This is a genomic window from Lactobacillus porci, from assembly GCF_009695985.1.
Taxonomy (GTDB): Bacteria; Bacillota; Bacilli; order Lactobacillales; family Lactobacillaceae; genus Lactobacillus; species Lactobacillus absianus.
In genome coordinates, this window is record NZ_VUMX01000005.1 from 63,607 (window position 1) to 84,408 (window position 20,802).

General features: G+C 54.2%; 16 protein-coding genes and 2 pseudogenes. 1 reads left to right on the top strand and 17 read right to left on the bottom strand.

Annotated features, from left to right (window positions below; all coding sequences use genetic code 11):
* Positions 1–5 precede the first annotated feature (5 nt).
* The 16 genes and pseudogenes from FYJ62_RS02915 to FYJ62_RS02990 all read right to left on the bottom strand — a co-directional run bounded on the left by FYJ62_RS02915 (position 6) and on the right by FYJ62_RS02990 (position 18,674).
* Entirely contained in the window at positions 6–818 is an 813-nt protein-coding gene (locus FYJ62_RS02915; RefSeq protein WP_154547572.1) for a M55 family metallopeptidase, read from the bottom strand.
* A gap of 346 nt (positions 819–1,164) precedes the next feature.
* Positions 1,165–1,350 (bottom strand): annotated as a pseudogene (locus tag FYJ62_RS02920) (zinc ribbon domain-containing protein); the annotation flags it as partial.
* A gap of 18 nt (positions 1,351–1,368) precedes the next feature.
* Positions 1,369–1,811: pseudogene (tnpA, locus tag FYJ62_RS02925) on the bottom strand (IS200/IS605 family transposase).
* Positions 1,812–2,014: 203 nt separating this feature from the next.
* On the bottom strand, positions 2,015–2,557 hold the full coding sequence (locus tag FYJ62_RS02930) for an HdeD family acid-resistance protein (protein ID WP_154547574.1): 543 nt from the start codon (positions 2,555–2,557) through the stop codon (positions 2,015–2,017).
* Between the two features lie 159 nt (positions 2,558–2,716).
* Positions 2,717–5,563 carry an excinuclease ABC subunit UvrA gene (gene uvrA, locus FYJ62_RS02935; protein WP_154547576.1) on the bottom strand — a complete coding sequence of 949 codons (2,847 nt, stop codon included), beginning with the start codon at positions 5,561–5,563 and terminating at the stop codon, positions 2,717–2,719.
* A complete protein-coding gene (gene uvrB / locus FYJ62_RS02940; protein WP_154547578.1) occupies positions 5,563–7,599 on the bottom strand; it encodes an excinuclease ABC subunit UvrB in 2,037 nt (678 codons plus the stop codon). The genes uvrA and uvrB overlap by 1 nt, the downstream gene beginning before the upstream one ends.
* Before the next feature lie 259 nt (positions 7,600–7,858).
* Positions 7,859–8,788 (bottom strand): thioredoxin-disulfide reductase, encoded by a 930-nt coding sequence (gene trxB / locus FYJ62_RS02945; protein WP_154547580.1) that lies wholly within the window; start codon positions 8,786–8,788, stop codon positions 7,859–7,861.
* Positions 8,789–8,859: 71 nt separating this feature from the next.
* The gene (locus FYJ62_RS02950; protein ID WP_154547582.1) at positions 8,860–9,876 is read right to left on the bottom strand and encodes an NAD(P)H-dependent glycerol-3-phosphate dehydrogenase; all 1,017 of its coding nucleotides are present in this window, start codon (positions 9,874–9,876) and stop codon (positions 8,860–8,862) included.
* Between the two features lie 34 nt (positions 9,877–9,910).
* Complete coding sequence (gene lgt / locus FYJ62_RS02955; RefSeq protein ID WP_154547584.1) at positions 9,911–10,744, bottom strand: prolipoprotein diacylglyceryl transferase; 834 nt, start codon at positions 10,742–10,744, stop codon at positions 9,911–9,913.
* Between the two features lie 37 nt (positions 10,745–10,781).
* Positions 10,782–11,762, bottom strand: a complete 981-nt coding sequence (gene hprK, locus FYJ62_RS02960) for an HPr(Ser) kinase/phosphatase (RefSeq protein ID WP_154547586.1) — start codon at positions 11,760–11,762, stop codon at positions 10,782–10,784.
* 83 nt (positions 11,763–11,845) lie between these two features.
* Positions 11,846–12,142, bottom strand: a complete 297-nt coding sequence (locus FYJ62_RS02965; RefSeq protein WP_154547588.1) for a hypothetical protein — start codon at positions 12,140–12,142, stop codon at positions 11,846–11,848.
* 45 nt (positions 12,143–12,187) lie between these two features.
* Positions 12,188–13,304, bottom strand: a protein-coding gene (prfB, locus tag FYJ62_RS02970; protein WP_195837380.1) for a peptide chain release factor 2 whose coding sequence is annotated in 2 segments (ribosomal slippage) — positions 12,188–13,231 and positions 13,233–13,304 — 1,116 coding nt in all. Because the reading frame shifts where the segments join, the coding sequence is not laid out codon by codon here.
* 154 nt (positions 13,305–13,458) lie between these two features.
* Positions 13,459–15,861, bottom strand: coding sequence for a preprotein translocase subunit SecA (gene secA / locus FYJ62_RS02975; protein ID WP_154547590.1), 2,403 nt, complete (start codon positions 15,859–15,861; stop codon positions 13,459–13,461).
* 168 nt (positions 15,862–16,029) lie between these two features.
* Positions 16,030–16,590, bottom strand: coding sequence for a ribosome hibernation-promoting factor, HPF/YfiA family (gene hpf / locus FYJ62_RS02980; protein WP_154547592.1), 561 nt, complete (start codon positions 16,588–16,590; stop codon positions 16,030–16,032).
* A gap of 78 nt (positions 16,591–16,668) precedes the next feature.
* On the bottom strand, positions 16,669–17,394 hold the full coding sequence (locus FYJ62_RS02985; protein WP_154547594.1) for a ComF family protein: 726 nt from the start codon (positions 17,392–17,394) through the stop codon (positions 16,669–16,671).
* Complete coding sequence (locus tag FYJ62_RS02990) at positions 17,391–18,674, bottom strand: DEAD/DEAH box helicase (RefSeq protein ID WP_154547596.1); 1,284 nt, start codon at positions 18,672–18,674, stop codon at positions 17,391–17,393. The genes FYJ62_RS02985 and FYJ62_RS02990 overlap by 4 nt, the downstream gene beginning before the upstream one ends.
* A gap of 44 nt (positions 18,675–18,718) precedes the next feature.
* Here FYJ62_RS02990 and FYJ62_RS02995 point away from each other — a divergent pair, with 44 nt between their 5' ends.
* Entirely contained in the window at positions 18,719–19,384 is a 666-nt protein-coding gene (locus tag FYJ62_RS02995) for a YigZ family protein (protein WP_154547598.1), read from the top strand.
* 35 nt (positions 19,385–19,419) lie between these two features.
* On the opposite strand, the gene FYJ62_RS03000 is transcribed toward FYJ62_RS02995, so the two are convergent.
* Entirely contained in the window at positions 19,420–20,622 is a 1,203-nt protein-coding gene (locus tag FYJ62_RS03000; protein WP_154547600.1) for an MraY family glycosyltransferase, read from the bottom strand.
* Between the last annotated feature and the right edge of the window lie 180 nt (positions 20,623–20,802).

Below are 20,802 nucleotides of genomic sequence, written 5' to 3' on the forward strand. Positions count from 1 at the left end.
CCTCCTTAAATCTCAGTCATAAACATCTTGGCGACCAAGAGCTCCTGGACGCTTTTGGCGGTATATCTGACCCGCCTTTCATCAACTGCTTCCGCTCCCGGGTAAAAAGCCGCCGCTCTGGCCCGGCCCGCGCTGGAGAAGCAGAACTCAACCGTGAACGTGTCAGGCAAATCCGGCAGCTTGATCGCCCCTCGCGCCAATTTCTGCAAGGCGTCCGTCACGCCTTGCTTGATGCCGGCAAAAACGTCGGCCGGGTGCTTGGACCAGGTGGCGCTGCCCCGCCCTTTTTTGGTCGCGTAGGTCACGATTCCCGGACAGGCCGCCGCGGCCCGCCGGCAGATTCCGGCATCCCCGGACAAGAAGACCGAGGGCACCCCATAGCTGGCCCCGCAAAGCCAGTTGAAGGAAAACTCTGACGCCAAGTCCCCGTTCAGCTTGACCCAGGAATACCAGTCATGCTCCACGGTATGGTCCAGCGGCGTTTCGCTGGAGCCCGCCGGAGAGTGGTAGCCAATATGAATGGCCGCGGCAAAGGTCTCATCAATGCCGGCCATCATCTCTTCCGGCGATGAATCCCAGGAGCGGATGATTTCCACCCCCTCAGGCAGCTGGCTGGGATCAATGTTCATCCCGTCCTCATGGGCATCCTTTAAGACAACGCTGCAGCCGGAAGCCATGGCTCCTTCACAAGCCGCGATGGCTTCTTGGGTCATCTCCCTGACGGCCAGGTCATAGCCCTTTTCCCCATAGTGGGTCTCCGGCCAGGAGCTGACGCCCGCACAGCCTTCCAAATCAACGTCGATATAGACCTTTTTCATTGGCAGTCCCTCCTTTTTGCCAAAAACTATTTAGATTGTCCTAATTTTAGCATGACATGCTCCCCCGACCAAGGTCGGGGGGTTCTGAGCCGCCAACCTAGGCCGAAGGGTTCTTTATAGGCTAGTGCTCACGCGCAGCCTACAGCTTCTGAGAACAACCAACTTATTCTTGCAAGCAGGATTGGCCGAAGTCAAGCCTGCTTTTTTACTGGTTCTGTCCAGCAAGCTGAACAGCAGTGCAAAAACAGAGGTCAGTCTATTTATCACGGAAGTGCCCCCTCCGACGATTCCGCCAAGCCGCATTGACTGCTGTTTGACGGTACGATTTTTTGCTTTCCCAGCTCTCTCAGAGCTGGGAAAGTCCTTTAAGCAAAATATTGATTGATGCATTGATGTCACGGTCATGATGCGCCTTGCAGAATGGGCAGTCCCATTCCCGCACTGACAGTGGCTTCTTGCCCGTATCCTTGCCGCATTTTGAGCAGATTCGGCTGGTGTATGCTGGATTGACCTTGATGAGGATCTTTCCGTGCTTCCTCCTTTCTAGCGTTTAGTGAAACGGTCTATTCCATTGCGTCTCAATGTATTTCTTGACGACGGCTTCGGTTGTCACTCCAATGCTTCCTGCATAATAGCTCGGTGACCAGACGTGACCACCCCAGAAGTATTCCTCATCGTTTCCGGATACTTTTCAAAAAGCCACTTGGCCGTAATGCCTTTGAGCTTCTTGACGATATTTGTCACGCTCTCTTTGGGTTTGGCAGACAGCAGAATATGCACGTGAGTTGGCATTATTTCCAGAGCCTTGACCGTATACTCATTCTCACGGCAGATCTGCAGGATCTTGTCCTTGAGTGAATCGACAATAATCGGATTAGCCAAGGCTTGGTTGCGATACTTGGTACACCAGACGATGTGGTAATTGCGGTTGTATACGTAGCCTCGTCCATGGATGATATCTGGCTCATCATTTCTGAATTCGTATTTAACCATATGAGTCACGCCTTCTTTCAGCACTTGCAGTTCTTTAGCTATTTATATTATATCGCATACCGAACTAATGTTCACGCGCTAAAGCAAAAAAGGGGGCGATTCAACTCGGCATTGAAATGCCAAGTTTTCTCGCCCTCAACGTAATAAAAAGACCGTCAATCCTTTAACTCCAGGTTAAGGATTGGCGGTTTTGGATTCATGGCCTACCGGTGCATGAAAGCCAACACGATCTCATTGATCCCGAAGACCAGCATGTAGACCGCGATCAGCCAGATGGTGCTCAAGCCGGCAACTTCCGGCTGGAAGAGCAGCATAACCCCTAAAACCAGGCCCAGAATATTGAGCAGCAGGTTAAAGAAGAAGTACCAGCCCGTTTCAAAGAAGCGGAGGTGCCAGGCAAAGACGATCCCGATGACTGAGTCAACGATGAACCAAATGGCAACGAGGTAGGAAATCGTGAGCGCGCCAAGCTGATTGTTGGCCAGGAAGAAGATCCCGACGACCAGGTCAAAGATCCCGGAAATCAAAGTGGTCCAGGATGGACCAAAGATCCGGTGAAAGCCGGCGTACATTGACAGCCAGACAATCCCTTGCATGATCGAGACGACCGCGAAAATCACTACCAGTCCCTTCAGCCCCTTGCCAGGGTTGCGGAAGAGGAAGATGCTCAATAAAACTGAAACAACGCCGGCCAAAAAGGCCACCCAATCAAATTCGTGCCTTACGTTTGAATCGTAGCCAAACATAAATCTCACCCTTTCGTAATGGAATCTGCGCAATAACTAATATCGATTTGATCTTCCAAGTTAATTTTACTCTTTTCAAGTGAAAAAGAGCACAAGTATCAAAAAATCTTATCAAAAAAGCCGCTCGCGCGGCTTTTCCGGTTTCTGAATAATTTTTCTTTACTTGCCAGCCGCGGCCCGCTTGGTCAGCTCCGTATCTCTGGCCAAGATTGGCTTCAGGTACTTCCCGGTCCAGGAGTCCTGGCACTGGGCAACTTGTTCTGGGGTGCCGGTCGTCACGACCCGGCCGCCGCCATCGCCCCCGTTTGGACCCAGGTCGATCAGCCAGTCAGCCGTCTTGATCACGTCCAGGTTGTGCTCAATGATCAAGACCGTATTGCCCTGGTCCACCAAGCGCTGGAGGACTTCAAGCAGGCGCTTGATGTCATCGACGTGCAGGCCGGTCGTAGGCTCGTCCAGAATGTAGAAATTCTTGCCAGTCGAGGTCTTCTGCAGCTCGCTGGCCAGCTTCATCCGCTGGGCCTCCCCGCCGGACAGGGTGGTTGAAGACTGGCCCAGCTTCACGTAGCCCAGGCCCACGTCCACGATCGTCTGCAGCTTGCGGTGGATCTTGGGAATGTTCTTGAAGAAGTCGCAGGCTTCGCTGATGGTCATGTCCAAAACTTCCGCGATATTCTTTTCCCGGTAAGTGACTTCCAGGGTCTCAGAGTTGAAGCGGGTCCCATGGCAGACTTCACAGGGAACGTAGACGTCAGGCAAAAAGTTCATCTCGATCTTCAAGATCCCGTCGCCGTGGCAGGTCTCGCAGCGTCCGCCCTTGACGTTGAAGGAGAAGCGAGCCTTGGTATAGCCCCGCATCTTGGCTTCATTGGTCGTGGCAAACAGGGTCCGGATGTCGTCAAAGACGCTGGTATAGGTTGCCGGATTGGACCGGGGCGTCCGGCCAATCGGGCTTTGGTCGATATCGATGATTTTTTCGATATTTTCCCAGCCCGTGATCTGCTCGTACTTGCCGGGCTTGGCCGAATTGTGGTTGAGCTTTTGCGCCAGGGCCCGCTTCAGGATCTGGTTGACCAAGGTTGACTTGCCTGAGCCTGAAACCCCGGTCACGACGATCAACTTGCCCAGAGGGAAGTCAACGTCGATCCCCTTCAGGTTGTTCTCAGCCGCCCCCTTGATGGAAATCTGCTGGCCATTGCCCTTTCTGCGCTCCAGGGGAACCGGCACGAACTTCTTGCCGGTCAGGTACTGGCCAGTCAGGGAATTCGGGTTGGCCATGATCTCTTTTGGCGTCCCGGCAGCCATGACCTGACCCCCGTAGACTCCGGCGCCTGGCCCCATGTCGATCAGGTAGTCGGCCGCCCGCATGGTTTCATCATCGTGCTCAACGACGATCAAGGAGTTGCCCAAGTCCCGCATCCGCTTCAAGGAAGCGATCAGCCGGTCATTGTCTCTTTGGTGCAGGCCGATGGACGGCTCATCCAGCACGTACATGACCCCGGACAAGTTGGACCCGATCTGGGTAGCCAAACGGATCCGCTGGGCCTCCCCGCCGGACAAAGTTCCAGCCGACCGCGACAGGGTCAGGTAGTCCAGACCAACGGAAACCAGGAAATTCAGCCGGTCGCGAACTTCCTTCAAGATCGGCTTGGCAATCACGGCTTCCTGCTCGCTCAAGTCCACGTGACTGAAGAAGTTCAAGGCTTCCCGGATGGACAGGTCGCTGGCCTGGGCCAGATCCTTGCCCATTACCTTGACGGCCAGGGCTTTTTCATTCAACCGCTTGCCGTGACAGACGTCACAGGTCAATTCGGTCAGGTACTTGGACATGGCTTCCTGCATGAACTTGGACATGGGGTGGGAGTAGCGGCGGTCGATGTTGGCGATGACCCCTTCAAAAGGCTGCTTGGTATCCTTGACCCCAAAGTCCCCTTCCAAGTGGTAGCTGATCTCTTTTGGCGACCCGTTGAGGACCAGGTCCTTCTGCCGCTTGGTCAGCTTCTTGAATGGCTTGTCCATCGGAATCTTCAAGGCTTGGCAGGTCTGCTCCAGCATCCCCATATAGTATTTGGACTTGGCCCAGGGGGCAATGGCCCCCTCAACCAGAGTCTTGTCCTGGTCAGGAACAACCAGGTCCGGGTCCACGGCCAGCTTCATCCCCAGACCATCACAGGCCGGGCAGGCCCCAAAAGGCGCGTTGAAGGAAAAGAGCCGCGGCTCCATTTCCCCGACCGTAAAGCCGCAAAGCGGGCAAGCGTAGTATTCTGAGAAGCTGAGCTTCTCTTTGCCGATCACGTCGACGTCCATGTAGCCGTCAGACAGCCGCAGGGCAGCTTCAATTGAGTCAAACAGGCGCGAGCGGATCCCGTCCTTGACTACCAGCCGGTCGACCACGATGTCGATGGTGTGGCGCTTGTTTTTGTCCAGGTCAAATTCCTCGCTGATGTCGTGCATTTCGCCATCCACGATCACCCGGACGAAGCCAGCCCGCTGAATTCTGGCAAAAGCATCCTTATGGGAACCCCGCTTGGCCCTAATGATGGGCGACAGGACCTGGATCTTGCTTCTTTCCGGCAAAGCCAGGATCCGGTCAGCCATTTGGTCGACTGACTGTCTTTGGATCAAGGTTCCGTCATTGGGACAGATCGGGTGGCCGACTCTGGCCCAAAGCAGACGCAGGTAGTCATTGATTTCCGTGACGGTCCCGACCGTTGAGCGCGGGTTGTGGGAGGTGGTCTTCTGGTCAATTGAGATGGCCGGATTCAGGCCGTCAATCGAATCAACGTCGGCCTTGTCCATTTGCCCCAAAAATTGGCGGGCATAGCTGGACAGGGATTCCACATAGCGTCTCCGCCCTTCGGCATACAGGGTGTCAAAGGCCAGGGAGCTCTTGCCTGACCCCGACAGGCCGGTAATCACGACCAGCTGGTCCTTGGGAATCGTCACATCAATGTTTTTCAAATTATGCTCGCGGGCTCCGCGAATCACAATCTTGCTGCTTGCCATTATACGTTTGCACCTTTCTTCTTAATCGGCTTTCTGACCGACCCTTCCAGTTCAATAATCGCGTCGCGCAGGTTGGCGGCTGATTCAAAGTCCAGCTTCTTGGCGGCTTCTTCCATCTGCTCGCGCAGGTTCTTGATCATTTGTTGCTTCTGCTTGGCAGTCAGTTCATCAAAGTTCAGGTCCGCAAAGCTGCCATTTTCCTCTTCCTTGCCTTCAGCTGGCTTGACGACGGAAATAATGTCACGGACCGGCTTGATGATGGTCTTTGGGGTAATTCCATGCTCACGGTTGAACTTCTCCTGGATCGCCCGCCGGCGGTTGGTCTCATCGATCGCCAGCTTCATGGAGTCGGTCACCTTGTCGGCATACATGATGACCATCCCGTTAGCATTTCTGGCGGCCCGCCCCATGGTCTGCATCAGCGGCCGGTAGGCCCGCAGGAAGCCTTCCTTGTCGGCGTCAAGAATCGCGACCAGGGAGACTTCCGGCACGTCGATCCCTTCCCGGAGCAGGTTGATCCCGACCAGGACGTCAAACTTGCCCAGACGCAGGTCCCGCAGGATCTGCATCCGTTCCAGAGTCTTGATGTCTGAGTGCAGGTAGCGGACCTTGATGCCCAGATCTTTCAGGTAGTCGGTAATGTCTTCGGCCATCTTTTTGGTCAAAGTCGTGACAAAAACGCGCTCATGACGGTCAATTCGCAGGTTGATTTCCGCGACCAGATCGTCGATCTGCCCCTTGATCGGCCGGACTTCAATTTTTGGATCCAGCAGACCGGTCGGCCGGATGACTTGTTCCACGATATGGTGGCAGCGATTCAGCTCATAGTCGCCAGGCGTGGCGGAAACGTACATGATCTGGTTGACGTGCTTTTCAAATTCTTCCAATTTCAAGGGCCGGTTGTCCAAGGCCGATGGCAGGCGGAAGCCATAGTCGATCAAGGTCTGCTTGCGGTTGCGGTCCCCGTTGTACATAGCCCGGATTTCCGGCATGGTGGCGTGGGATTCATCGATCATGATCAAGGAGTCTTCCGGGAAGAAGTCCATCAAGGTATATGGCGGCTCGCCGGCTTTACGGCCCTCCATCTGCCGGGAGTAGTTTTCGATCCCATTGGTGTAGCCGACCTCGCTCATCATTTCAATGTCGTAGGTCGTCCGCTGCTTGATTCTTTCAGCCTCCAGCAGCTTGCCTTCAGCTTCGAACTTTTTGACCTGCTCATCCATCTCCTGCTTGATTCTGGCCAGACCTGCCCGCAGCTGCTCGTCATTGGTCATGAAGTGGGTAGCTGGGAACAAAGAGATGCTTTCGCGCTCGCCCTTGACTTCCCCGGTCAAGGGATCGATTTCCACGATCCGGTCAATTTCGTCCCCGAAGAATTCGATCCGGTAGGCCCGGTCGGAAAAGCCGGCCGGGAAGACTTCGACAATGTCGCCGTGAACCCGGAAGCGTCCCCGCTGAAAGTCGATGTCATTGCGGTCGTATTGGATGTTCACGAGGTCTCTGAGCAAGGTGTTGCGCTCATATTCTTCCCCTTGAAAAAGGGTCAGGACGTTGGCCGCGTATTCCTTTGGGTCACCCAAGCCATAGATGCAGGACACGGAAGCCACGACGATGACGTCGTTTCTGGTCATCAGGGCACTGGTGGCCGCGTGGCGCAGCTGGTCGATCTCATCGTTGATGGCGGCATCTTTTTCAATATAAGTATCGGATTGGGGCACGTAGGCTTCTGGCTGGTAGTAGTCATAGTAGGACACGAAGTATTCTACCGCGTTGTTGGGGAAGAACTGCTTGAATTCGTTGTATAGCTGGCCAACCAGAGTCTTGTTGTGGGTAATGACCAAGGTTGGCTTGTTCAGCCTGGCGATCACGTTGGCCATGGTGTAGGTCTTCCCGGTCCCCGTGGCCCCCTTCAGGATCTGCTCCTTTTCGCCTGCTTCAAAGCCCGCGGTCAGCTTCTCGATGGCCTGGGCCTGGTCGCCCGCTGGCGCGTAAGGCGAAACGAGCTCAAATTTATGATTCATTTGGCGTTTGATCAATTTATGTTCTCCTTAAAAAATAAATCAAGGCCGAAAAAGTTTCCACCCTATTGTACTACACCGAACATAGATTCTAACAGCATAATGCTTGATGTAAATCAGCAGCCGAGCCTGGCCCTGTCTGTGGTAGTCGCAGTGACTGGTAACACTGACGCGTTTTTGCGAAAATCGCTTCCCGGAAACATTCCTAAGCCCAGTTTCTTAAAGCAAAAGACACCCATCTAAATAGATGAGTGTCTTTGTCCAAATTGCTTCGTGCTTACAGTTGGCCTTGATTCTGCAGGTAGTTGTAGGCTTCTTGACCGGCCGTGCTGCCCTCGCCGACCGCCGTGGTGATCTGGCGCAAGTCCTTGGCCCGGACGTCGCCGGCCGCGAAGATGCCAGGAATCTTGGTCATCATGTGCTCGTCGGTTGGAATCCAGCCTTCTTGGTCCAAAATGCCCAAGTCCTTAAAAGGCGCGGTCATCGGCAAGACGCCGACATAGATAAAGACGCCCTTGACCGGCAGCAGCTTTTCTTCCCCAGTCAGCTTGTCGTGGTAGCGCACGCCGGAAACCTTCTCGTCTTCACCGACGATTTCATCGGTCAAGCCATTCCAAATGAACTTGATCTTCGGGTTGGCAAAGGCCATTTTTTGCAGCTCAGGCTTAGCCCGCAGCTGGTCGCGCCGGTGAACGACCGTCACTGACTTGGCGGACTGGGCCAGGTAGATCCCTTCTTGAATAGCTGAATCCCCGCCGCCGATCACGGCCACGTCTTCATCTCTGAAGAAAGCGGCGTCGCAGACCGCGCAGTAGGAAACCCCGTGGCCAGAGTACTTTTCTTCCCCTGGCACATTCAGGTGCTTGTGCTCGGAGCCGCTGGCGATAATCACTACCTTGGCTTCGTATTCTTCTGAATCGGTGATCACGCGCTTAACGTCGCCTTCATCAACGACTTGCTGCACTTCCCCGTATTCATAAGCAGCACCCGCGTTCTGCATGGTCTTGTACATGTTTTCGCCCAATTCCGGCCCTTGGATCTCCACAAAGCCTGGGTAATTGTCGATGCCGGCAGTATTGTTCATCTGCCCGCCATAGATCCCGCGGTCCAATACGACCGTCTTTAAGTTTGCCCGGGCGGCGTAGACAGCCGCAGCCATCCCAGCTGGACCCGCACCGATAATCATTACGTCTGCTTTCTTGATCATGGTCAACCTCCATTGCTTACTTTTTATAAGTAAAATCATACCATGCTTGGCCGGGATTGCAAGCTTTTGGCTCAAATTCTGATTTCCGGACCCATTTGCCGGTTCATCATCAGCTTGATCTCGCTCTTGATGTCGGCCCCCTCATAGAGGACATGGTAGATGGCTTCTGAGATTGGCATGTCCAACGAGTACTTGTCGCAGATTTCGTGCACCGCCTTAACGGTCGTTGCCCCTTCTACCACCTGGCCCATGTTGGCCAAAACGTCAGCCAATTTTTGCCCTTGACCCAGCTGGTAGCCGGCCCGCCAGTTTCTGGAATTGACTGAGGTGCAGGTTACGATCAGGTCGCCAATCCCGGAAAGGCCGCTGAAGGTCCAGGGCTGGCCACCAAAGGCTACGCCCAGACGGGTAATTTCCGCCAAGCCCCGGGTCATCAAAGCCGCCTTGGCATTGTCGCCGTAGCCCATACCCGCCAGCATCCCCGCCGCGATGGCAATGACGTTCTTCACCGCCCCGCCGACTTGGACCCCAACCGGGTCGTTGCTGGTGTAGAAGCGGACGTATTCATTTGAAAAAATCCGCTGCATCTTGGCCGCGTTGTCCAAGCTGGTTGAAGCCAGGGTGATCGCGGTCAGGTCCTTTTGGGCCACGTTTTCGGCATGGCTTGGACCAGACAGGACGATCATCAGATCGGAATTGTCTGGGTAGAGCTCATCGCGGAAGATCTGGGTGACCAGCTTCTTGCTGCCAGGCTCAATCCCCTTGGTAGCACTGACCAGGTAAGGCTTGGAGCCGCTTTGGTCCAAAATCGCCTTGACCTGCTTAGCTACGGAACGGATCGCGGAAGTCGGCAGCACGAACAAAATGATGTCGCTGCCCGCCAGCGCTTCGGCCAGGTCCAGAGTCGCATGAACCTTGGAGTTCATGGACCAGTCCTTCATATAGCGGGAATTGCTGTGCTTTTGGTTGATCTCATCTGCCACTTCTTGCCGGTTGCCATAAAGCTCCACGGCGTGGCCATTGTCAGCCAGCATGGAGGCTAAAACTGACCCCCAGGAGCCAGCACCTAAAACTGCAATTTTCGTCATGGCGTTCTCCTTTTATCTTTTTTCACGCGCCTTTTTAGCGCTCATACGGGTATTTCAGACCAGATCCGTCCAGGTACCACTTCGGTTTGACCTTGACGCGGCGGTAGACAAACAAGGCCAGATCAGCCAGCAGCAATACGACGCTCAAGGCTTGGGAAACCCGGATCGTCCCAAAGGCGTAAAGGCTGTCCGTCCGCATCCCCTCAACGAAGAAGCGGACCACGGCATACCAGGCCACATAAAACATGAAGACTTCCCCCTGCTTGAACAGGTGCTTTCTGTGGCGCAGGGCCAGAATAATGACCAGGCCAATCAGGTTGAAGAAGGATTCATACAGGAAGGTCGGCTTGTAATAGTGGCCGTTGATGTACATCTGGTCAATGATGAACTGGGGCAGGTGCTGATTTTGCAGGTAGGCCAAGGTGCACTGGGCCCCGTGGACCTCTTGGTTCATAAAGTTGCCCCATCTCCCCAGAACCTGGGCCGCCATGACGCCAGGCGCCACGATGTCCAGGACCAAAAATGGCGGCAGCATTCGCCGGAAGCAGAAGATGAGCAGGACGATCGCCCCGGCAATCAAGCCGCCGTAAACGGCAATCCCCCCGTTCCAGATGGCGATGATCTCGCTTGGGTGCTGGGAAAAATAGCCCCACTCGAAGATGACGTAGTAAAGCCGCGCCCCAATGAAGCCCAGCGGGACGCCCCATAAGAGGAGGTCGATAAAGTCGTCGCTCATGATCTGCCGGCGCTGGCCCTCCCTGATAGCCATGAAAGTGGCCAGGAGGATGCCAGTCGCGATAATAATCCCATACCAACGGACGTGGAAGGGTCCGAAGCTAAAGGCGATTGGATTTAATGCTAATTCCATTGCTTCTCTTCTCTCTAAAAAATGCTCTCAGACTTGCTTATTTTCCGCTTTTCTTGTCTTTTTCAGCCTTTTCCCGCTTTTCCTCAGCCGTGTTTTCGGCAATCAGGCTGGTCAGGTTGTTGTCAAAGGTCTGGGTCGCGTCAAAGCCCATGGTCTTGGCTCTAAAGTTCATGACCGCGACTTCAACGATGTTCTCCATGTTCCGCCCAACCTTGACCGGAATCGTAACCTGCGGAATGGCAATCCCGCAGATGACTCTGGTGTTTTCCTGGAAGCCCAGGCGGTCATAGTTGGCCTTTGGGTCCCAGTTGCTGAGGTAGATGACCAAGGAAATCTCAGTCTCATCCTTGATGGCGCCTGAGCCAAACAGGGACAAAACGTCAATGATCCCGATCCCTCTGATTTCCATCAGGTGCTTCAAAATCCGCGGCGCTTCGCCCATCACGGTATCATGGTCCTTCTGGTAGACATCGACCCGGTCATCCGCGATCAAGCGGTGCCCGTGCTGCACGAGGGCCAGAGCCGTTTCTGACTTGCCGACGCCAGAGTCCCCGGTCAAAAGGACCCCCATCCCAAAGACTTCAACCAAAACCCCGTGGATGCTGGTCCGTACGGCCAGCTTGACAGCCAGATACTGGGTCACCATGCTCATCAAGTAGGTCGTGGCGTCATTGGAAATCAAGATTGGCGTGTGCGCTTCAGCGGCCGCCTCCGTCAATTCCTTAGGCACCGGCAGTCCCCGCGAAATCAAGATGCAGGGGGTATCCGGCTGGCAGATCCGGCTGAAGACCCGCTGGCGCATGTCACTGTCCAAAGCTGCCGCGTATGAGATTTCCGTCCGCCCCATCAGCTGCACCCGCTTTTCTGGGTAAAAGTCGAAGTAGCCGGTCAGCTCCAGCCCCGGCCGGTAGACGTCAGAGACGCTGATCGTTTTTTCATCCAGGTAGCCTTGCCCCTGGTAGACCCGCAGGGTTGGATTGTCCTTGATCATATCCGTCAGTTTAACTACGTTTCCCATTTTTTTGCCTCACTAATTTAAATTGCGTATCTCACCAAAAAGTCCTGTTTCATCATTCATCACTGACTCAGGTCAAAGCAGAATTATTCATCGACGTCCTTGGTCGTCACGTCTCTGGCAGGCTTGCGGCCAGTTCGCGGGTTCTCCCGGCCCGCCTTTTGTCCGAAAGCGTCAAAAAAGTCGCTGCTAGAGTCAGCCAGCGGCTGCTCTGCCCGCTTGGTCTTCTTGCCCATGAACTTGGCGTAAAGCCAAAAGGCCAAAAGCAAGACCAAAGCGACTGGCAAAAGCACGATGATCGCTTTAAAGACGACCGACAGGAGGGCCAAAACAATGACCGCCGTCAAAATCGTCCGTGCTGCAGTTTTAAATGAAAATTCCATTTCTTTCACCTATTGCTTGTCTCCTTGCCTTCCTGGCAGTCCGTCCTAGTCTGGATTCTCCTGGCTCAGGCGCCACTGCAGGTAGGCATAAATAAAGGGATCCAGCTTGCCATCCATGACGCCATTGACGTCAGCGGTCTGGTAGTTTGTCCGGTGGTCTTTGACCATGCTGTAAGGGTGGAAGACGTAGGAGCGGATCTGTGAGCCCCAGGCGATATCTTTCTGCTCACCCTTCAGGGCTTCTTTCTCCTTGCGCTTCTTCTCTTCTTCCAAGTGGAAAAGCTTGGCCCGCATTTCCGCCATGGCCGTATCCCGGTTTTGGAACTGGGACCGCTGGGCCTGGGAGGTCGTCACGATCCCGGTTGGAATGTGGGTGATTCTGACCGCGCTGGAAGTCTTGTTGATGTGCTGGCCGCCCGCCCCAGATGACCGGTAGACGTCAATGCGCAAGTCCTTGGGATCGATATCGATATTGACCGAATCGTCGACTTCCGGAATGACTTCTACTGAAGCAAATGACGTGTGCCGGCGCTTGGCGGAATCGAATGGGGAGATCCGGACCAAGCGGTGGACCCCATGCTCCGACTTGAGCAGCCCATAGGCATTCTTGCCCACGATCCGGATGCTGGCGCTCTTTAAGCCTGCTTCATCCCCCGGCTCAAAGTTGTTGACTTCAAACTTGAGGTCATGGCTTTCACAGTAGCGCTGGTACATCCGCAGCAGCATGTTCCCCCAGTCCATGGCTTCAGTGCCGCCGGCCCCTGGGTGAATTTCCATCATGGCATTGTGGCCGTCGTACTCACCTGACAAAAGGAGGTTCAGCTCGTACTGGTGGAACTGGTCCTGGACCTGGGCTAAAGAAGCTTCCGTTTCTGTCTGCAGGTCCGGATCCGGCTCCAGGCGCAAGAGCTCAAGCGAAGTTTCCAAGTCTCCCAGGTTCTTTTCCAAAGCCATAAAGGAGTCGCGCTTTTCCTTAAGCACGTTGGTCTCCCCGATCAGCTTCTGGGCGGCCTCCTGGTCATTCCAAAAGTCCGGCTCGGCCATCTTCTGCTCATTGATGCCAATGCTTTCGCTGATGCCATCGAAGTCAAAGAGACCCCCTGAAGTGGTTTAAACGCACTTGCAATTCATCAATGGCATTTTGGATGTCACTAATTTCCATTTCCATATCTTTGCTATACCTGCTTTCTAAGTCTCGCGGTAGTTTGTTTGCTTTTTCTATGCTCTTTAATTATTGCAGTTTTCGCGGCGTTAATAAAGAAAAAGAGGCGGCTTTCGCCTCCCCTTAATCAAATATTCAGCCTTGTTAAAAAAGCTTAACGGGTCAGATTGTCTCTGATCTGCGCCTTCATGAAGAGCCGGGTGGTATCGAATTCAATATCGCCGATCATTTCTTCAAACATGTTGTAGCCAGAGTCCTGGTATTCAACCAATGGGTTGAGCTGGCCGTAGCCGCGCAGGCCGATTGACTGGCGCAGCTGGTCCATGGCGTCAATGTGGTTGGTCCAGTGCTCGTCGACCACGCGCAGGATGACCACCTTTTCAAATTCCAGCATCTGTTCTGGATCCGCCAAGGCAGCTTCCTTTTCCTGGTAGTTTTCTTCAGCCAAATCGTACAGCTGCTGCTTCAGCTCTTGCGGGGTGAAGGTCTTGAAGTCGATCTGGTCGTCAACGTAGTCTTCATCTGCCAGGCAGGAGACGATAAAGTCGCGCAGTGAGTCCAGGCGCCAAGTCTTGCGGTCGCCTTGGGTGAACATGTCGATCTGGTGGTCGATGGTCCGGTGGATCATCGGCATCAAGACTGACTTCAAAGACTTCTGCTCATCGATGACCTGCATCCGCTCGCCGTAGATGATCTCACGCTGGATCCGCATTACGTCGTCGTATTGCAGAGTCTGCTTACGGGTGTCGTAGTTGTTCCCTTCAACCCGCTTTTGGGCGGATTCAACCTGGCGGGTGATCAGGCGGCTTTCAATGACCTTGTCGTCATCGTTGTCGGACAAGCGATCCAGGAAGTCCTTGACCCGGTCGCCCCCAAAGCGCTTCATCAAGTCGTCTTCCAAAGACAGGTAGAAGCGGGTGTAGCCCGGGTCACCCTGCCGGCCAGACCGGCCCCGCAGCTGGTTGTCGATTCTGCGCGATTCGTGCCGCTCAGTCCCGATCACGGCCAAGCCGCCCAGTTCCTTGACGCCAGGCCCAAGCTTGATGTCAGTCCCACGCCCGGCCATGTTGGTGGCAATCGTTACCGCGCCGCGCTGACCGGCATTCATGATGATTGCCGCTTCCTTGGCGTGGTTCTTGGCGTTCAAGACCGCGTGCGGAATGTGCTCTTGGTTCAGCATCTTGCTCAAGCGCTCTGAAGATTCAATGGAGACCGTCCCGACCAGGATTGGCTGGCCCTTGGCGTGACGCTCCTTGATCTCCTTGACGACCGCGTTGAACTTGGAATCCAGAGTCGGGTACAGCAGGTCTGGCATGTCCTGGCGAATGACCGGCCGGTTGGTTGGAATCGTGATGACTTCCATGTTGTAGATTTCACGGAATTCTTCTTCTTCGGTCTTGGCCGTCCCCGTCATCCCGGCCAGCTTCTTGTACATTCTGAAGTAGTTCTGGTAGGTGATGGTGGCTTGGGTCTGGGATTCTTCCTGGATCTTGACCCCTTCCTTGGCTTCGATGGCCTGGTGCAGGCCGTCTGAGTAGCGGCGGCCTTCCATGACGCGGCCCGTGAATGAGTCAACGATCAAAACCTCGCCGTCTTGCACGACGTAGTCGATGTCCTTGAGCATGATGTAGTTGGCGCGCAGGGCCTGGTCGATGTGGTGGACCAGCTTCTGGTTCTCAACGTCGTACAGGTTCTTCAGGCCAAAGTGGTCGCAGGCCTTCTGAATCCCGGTCCGGGTCAGGGAAATGGTCTTGGTTGGCCAGTCGATCTTGTAGTCGCCGTGGTCTTCATCGTCATCGGCGTCATCATCTGACTTGTCTTCCACCAGCTTCTTGACGAAGCGGTCAGCTCTGATGTAGTCGGCGTTGGCTTGCTCAGCTTCACCGGAAATGATCAAAGGCGTCCGGGCTTCGTCGATCAGGATGGAGTCAACTTCGTCGAGGATCGCGTAGTTCAAAGGTCTTTGAACCATTTGTTCCTTGTAGACCACCATGTTGTCCCGCAGGTAGTCAAAGCCCAGTTCGGAGTTGGTTGAGTAGGTAACGTCACAGGCATAGGCGGCCCGCTTTTCTTCTGAAGACATGGTACTGATGTTCAGACCAGTCGTCAGCCCCAGCCAGCGGTAGAGCTGGCCCATTTCGGTCTCGTCACGGCTGGACAGGTACTCGTTGACCGTTACCACGTGCACGCCCTTGCCAGTCAAGGCATTCAGGTAAACCGGCATGGTGGCGGTCAAGGTCTTGCCTTCACCAGTCATCATTTCGGCGATGTTGCCTTTATGCAGGGCAATCCCCCCAAGGATTTGCACGTGGAAAGGATACAGACCCAAAACCCGCTTGGCCCCTTCCCGGGCTACGGCGAAAGCTTCAGGCAGCAGGTCATCCAAAGTCTCACCCTTTTGCAGACGGTCGCGGAATTCCGGAGTCTTGGCCTGCAGCTCCTCATCAGAAAGCGCGGCCATTTCATCTGCATGGCTTTCAACCTGTGCAGCAATTTTTTCAAAGCGCTTCAACTCTCGTTTGTCAGCGTTATATAACTTCTTTAAAATATTTGCCATCTAATCGTCCTTATTATTGATATTAAGTCTAAAAACACAGAATAATTTTAACATGTAAATGAGCAAATTTAAAACATTATACAAAATAAAGCAGGACCCGAGTCGGCCTCGTGCCCTGCTTTGCCTTTACGGCTGGTATTCAGATTGATTTAGATCAAGCCAGCGGACTTATTCGTTGGTTTCGATCAGGCCGTAGCTGCCGTCGTTGCGACGGTAGACAACGCTGGTGCCGTTGGTTTCCGCGTCTTGGAAGACGAAGAAGTCGTGTTCCAGCATGTCCATTTGCAAGATGGCCTCTTCTGGATCCATTGGCTTCAAGTTGACGCGCTTGTTGCGGACAATCTTGAACATTGGCGCCTTTTCTTCTTCAGGAGCTTCTGCGGCTTCAGGTGCTTCTGGAACGAAGAATTCAGTTACGCCCTTTTCGCGGCTCTTGCGGTTTACGCGAGTCTTGTACTTTCTGATTTGGCGTTCAAGCTTCTCAGAAACAAAGTCAATGCTGCGGTACATGTCATCCGTCGTCTCTTCAGCTCTCAAAACCAGGTATGGAAGCGGGATAGTAACTTCGACCTTAGCTGAGTGGTCACGGTATACCTTCAAATTAACGTGAGCGATTACGTCTTGGTCCAATTCGAAGTATTTTTCCAACTTCTTCAGACGCTTTTCAACGTAGTCTCTCAAAGCTTGAGTAACTTCAATATTTTCGCCACGAACATTGTACTTTAACATAATAAGTATCTCCTTTCCCGCTTGCGCGGTTTCTTTACACCCATATTATACCAAATTTGTAAGCGCTTTGTGAAACTTTTAGTGACTTATTGCAAAACTTTCGATTCGAATTTGTGGAAAAGCCTCCAAAAGCTTGTCCCGCGCGTGATACAGGGTCCGCCCCGTCGTATAGATGTCGTCCAGCAGGAGAACTTTGCCAGATAACTGGCCGCTGAAGGCCGGATTAAGGACGAACTTCTGCGGGGCCTCCATCCTGGCTCTCTTGCCCTTCTCGCCCTGGGCTTGGCTGCCGGGCAGCTTGCTTAAGGCCGGCGTCAAGGGAACCAGGTCGGCAAAAATCGCCTGGATCGTATCATACTTACGCTTCGCCTGGTGTTCAGGGGAAGTGGGAATGGGTATGTAATAATCATAATCCATTTTTGCCAAAGCGGGGGCAACGAGCACTTGCAAAACTTCCCTAAGTGCATAGTCGCCATAGCGCTTATAGGCCACCATCAAGTCGTGAAAGGCGTCGTTATAGGCATAAAGAGCGTGGTTGAGCAAGACTTGCCCGTGATAGACCCGCTGCCACTTGTTGCAGTCAAAGCAGCGCTCGCTGGTCGCTTGCTTTCGCCCGCACTGGGGGCAAAAAACGGGACCAATCAAGGCAAAATTTGCCTGGCAGCTGGCGCACAGGCGGCCAGGCTGAGGCAAATGCTGGCCGCAAGCGGAAGCATTTTCTCCTTTTAGCAAAAAGGGCAAGAGCAATTGGGCAAAATCCAGCTGCTCAGCCTGCTCTTGCCCGCATAGCAGACATGCCGTCATTTTCCGTTCATCTCCTTGATTTGGCGGATGGCCTCCCGCATAGCCCTGGTATATTTGTGATAGCAAAACAAAACCAGGCCGGTCTGATCGTCCTTATCCCGCCCCACTCGGCCGGCAATCTGCACCAGGCTGGCCGGCGGGTAGATCGCGTCGTCAGCGGCAATGATGATGACCCAGACATGCTTGAAAGTAACGCCCCGCTCCAGGATGGTCGTCGTCAGCAAGAGGTCCAGCTCCCCTTTTCTGAAGGCCTCCACCTTCTCCAGGCGGTCTGGATCCTGCGCGTGAACGCCGGCCAGACGGACCGGCCCCAAGTCCTTGATTGCCTTGACCGCGGCCAGGTAGGCCGGAATTTCGGCGATTCTGGGCACGAAGACCAAGAGCGGGTGACCGGCCTTGACGGCTTTGACGATCTGCCGGGCCAATTTCGGGTGCAAGCGCCCACCCCTTAAGAAGGGTCTGACGTAGAAGTCCAGCCGCGGCACGGGCAACAGGCCCCCGTGAAAGCGTCGGTTGAGGCGGACGATAGCCAAATTGCCCTTTTTGACCTCGGCCAGCAGGTCGCTAGTGGGCGTAGCCGTCAAAAAGACCCGGCAGCCCGTCTCCTTGACGGCATTTTTGGCCGCAAAATGCAGCTGCGGACTGCCCGCGTATGGAAAAGAGTCGACCTCATCGATGATCAAGAGGTCAAAAGCCTGGTAGAACTTGAGCAGCTGGTGGGTCGTGGCCAGGACTAGCTGCTCATTAGCCGCCTCCTTTTCCTCACGGCCATGGTACTTGCCAATCGTGACGGCAAAAGCCGCTGACAGGCGCGGATAAAGCTCGTTGACCACGTCGATTCTGGGCGTGGCCAGGCAGACCCGGCCGCCTTCAGCCAAGGCGGCGGCTAAAAGCGGGAAGATCATCTCCGTCTTCCCTGCCCCAGTCACGGCGTGCACGAGGATGTCACGCCGCTCTTTATAGGCCGCAAGCAGGGCCTTGGAAACCTCTTCCTGCCTTGGCTGCAAGTGCCCTTGCCAGACCAAGCCGCCATTTTCTGACTTGGGAAAGCCGCTTTGGGCCGGGCAGCGCACGAGCAGCTGGCCGGCATCCAGACGCCCGATCCCGACGCAGCCGCGGCAATACAGCTGGCCACTGGGCAATTTTTCGCTGGCCCGGCTCCCGCAGCGCTGGCAGATTCCGTCCTGAACGGCCGGAATTGCCACGACTTGCCCTTTTATGCTATTATCCAAGACGTCAGCCGGCCATTGGCGGCCGGCGTAATCGCTTAATTTTTTCATGAAAAATCCCCCTATAAGCTAATACACGAAAGAAGGCCAATTTTTTGTCAAATAAAGCAGATTTTTTAACGATTAAAGAAAATGGCGACCACGAATTGGTCATCAAAAAGAGCCGCTTCATCGCCACGATGGGCAGGGTGACCAGCGAGGCAGAAGCCAAGGACTTTATCGCGGCGGTGTCCAAGAAGTACCACGACGCCACCCACAACACCTACGCCTACACCCTGGGGCTAAACGACGAGCAGGTCAAGGCCTCAGACAACGGCGAGCCTTCCGGCACGGCCGGCATCCCCGAGCTCAAGGCCCTGCAGCTCATGAAGCTCAAGAACGTCGCGGTCGTCGTCACCCGCTACTTTGGCGGGATCAAGCTGGGCGCCGGTGGCTTGATCCGAGCTTATTCCAACTCCGTCACTTCGGCTGCCGAGGCGATCGGCGTGGTCAAGCGGGTCATGCAGCAGGAAATTATTTTTGCCATTCCCTACAATCGCTATGACGAGATCAACCATTACTTGGAAGAAGCGGACATCTTCGTGGAAAGCCGGGAGTACGCGGCTGACATCACGATTTCCGTCTTCCTGGACTTGGACCAGGTCGCGGCTTTTGAGGCCAAGCTGACCGACCTCATGGCCGGCAAGATCGACTTCCTTGAGGGCGATCAACGCTACAATGAAATTCCGCTCAAGGACTTCAACTATCACGAACAAGGCTAAAAAAGCACGCCGCGAACGCGGCGTGCTTTTGCATGCTAGCTCTTATGCTTTTGCTTGCTTTTGGTCTTTTTGCCAGCAGGCGGCTGGACTTCGTGCTTGAGCTGCTCCGGCTTGGCCTGCCCTTGGTGCCAGACTTCGACCTTTGGCTCCTGATGCTTGGTTGAGCCCAGCACCAGGTGGCTGATCAAGTGGGTCAGCGGCTTGTATTTTTCACCCAAAAGCCCGATTGACTCCACGAAAAGCTCCACGGCCACCAGCAAGCCGATGATCAAAAGCGTCATCGCCCAGCCTGGCGACAAGAGGGCCAGCATGGACACGAAGGAGAAGATCAAAGACAAGGCATAGATGACCAAGACCGTCTGCCGCTGGGTCAAGCCCAGACTCATCAGCTGGTGGTGGAGGTGGTGCTTGTCCGCCTGGGAAATCGGCCGCTTGTTGAGCTTGCGGCGGATCATCGCATAGACCGTGTCTGAAATCGGCACGCCAAGGATGAGCACCGGCACCAGGAGGGAGATAAAGGTCACGTTCTTGAGCCCTTTTAAAGACAGGACCGCGATCATGAAGCCCAGGTACAAGGCCCCAGTGTCGCCCAGGAAGATTTTGGCCGGATTGAAATTGTAAGGCAAAAAGCCAATCAGGCAGACGGCCAGCATGAAGCAGGCAATCGGCACGTACAGGCCCTGGTTTCTCAAGAAGTAGTAGCCCACGATCCCCATCGTCAACAGGGAAATGCAGGATACCCCGCTAGCCAGCCCGTCCAGGCCATCAATCAGGTTGACGGCGTTGGTCAGGGCCAGAATCCAGAAAATCGTGATCGGCAGGCTTAAGTACCACGGCAGGTAGAAGCTGCGGTGGGTAAAGGGAATATTGATCACGTTCATTTGAATGCCCGCCAAATAGTAGACGATCATGGCCCCGACAAAGATTCCGACCATTTTTTGCCCCGGCTTAAGTTCTAAAATGTCATCGATCATCCCCGTCAAAATAATGACGCTTGAAGCCAGCAGCACCGAAAATAGCTCATGGGTCGGAAACTGCTCGCGCAAGAGGATGAAAGCCCCGATGTTAAAGGTAACAAAAATCCCCAAGCCGCCAATGGTGGGCATTGGCTTCTTGTTCACCCGCCGGGCATTGGGGTTGTCGACCGCCCCTAAAACGAAGGCCAGACGCCGGATAAAGGGGGTGATCGCCGCTTGGATAATGACCATCAAAAAGAGGTCAACGATAATCTTAAACATGTAACGCAACTTTCTTAATAAACTAGAAACATTATACAAGTTGTCGGCCTTTTCGCCAAATTCACAAGCAATTTTAGCGATAATTGACCTAAAAAGCCAGTCACTAAGAAAAAATAAAGGCAAAAACAAAATAAAAGAAATAATATCAGCAAAAAAGGGATCCAGTCAACTGGACCCCTT

Coding starts and splice junctions, on each gene's coding strand:
- hpf (WP_154547592.1), bottom strand. CDS start 16,590: ATGTTAAAGTACAATGTTCGTGGCGAAAATATTGAAGTTACTCAAGCT.
- FYJ62_RS02915 (WP_154547572.1), bottom strand. CDS start 818: ATGAAAAAGGTCTATATCGACGTTGATTTGGAAGGCTGTGCGGGCGTC.
- FYJ62_RS02965 (WP_154547588.1), bottom strand. CDS start 12,142: ATGGAATTTTCATTTAAAACTGCAGCACGGACGATTTTGACGGCGGTC.
- FYJ62_RS02985 (WP_154547594.1), bottom strand. CDS start 17,394: ATGACGGCATGTCTGCTATGCGGGCAAGAGCAGGCTGAGCAGCTGGAT.
- hprK (WP_154547586.1), bottom strand. CDS start 11,762: ATGGGAAACGTAGTTAAACTGACGGATATGATCAAGGACAATCCAACC.
- FYJ62_RS02950 (WP_154547582.1), bottom strand. CDS start 9,876: ATGACGAAAATTGCAGTTTTAGGTGCTGGCTCCTGGGGGTCAGTTTTA.
- trxB (WP_154547580.1), bottom strand. CDS start 8,788: ATGATCAAGAAAGCAGACGTAATGATTATCGGTGCGGGTCCAGCTGGG.
- FYJ62_RS03000 (WP_154547600.1), bottom strand. CDS start 20,622: ATGTTTAAGATTATCGTTGACCTCTTTTTGATGGTCATTATCCAAGCG.
- uvrA (WP_154547576.1), bottom strand. CDS start 5,563: ATGGCAAGCAGCAAGATTGTGATTCGCGGAGCCCGCGAGCATAATTTG.
- secA (WP_154547590.1), bottom strand. CDS start 15,861: ATGGCAAATATTTTAAAGAAGTTATATAACGCTGACAAACGAGAGTTG.
- lgt (WP_154547584.1), bottom strand. CDS start 10,744: ATGGAATTAGCATTAAATCCAATCGCCTTTAGCTTCGGACCCTTCCAC.
- FYJ62_RS02930 (WP_154547574.1), bottom strand. CDS start 2,557: ATGTTTGGCTACGATTCAAACGTAAGGCACGAATTTGATTGGGTGGCC.
- FYJ62_RS02990 (WP_154547596.1), bottom strand. CDS start 18,674: ATGAAAAAATTAAGCGATTACGCCGGCCGCCAATGGCCGGCTGACGTC.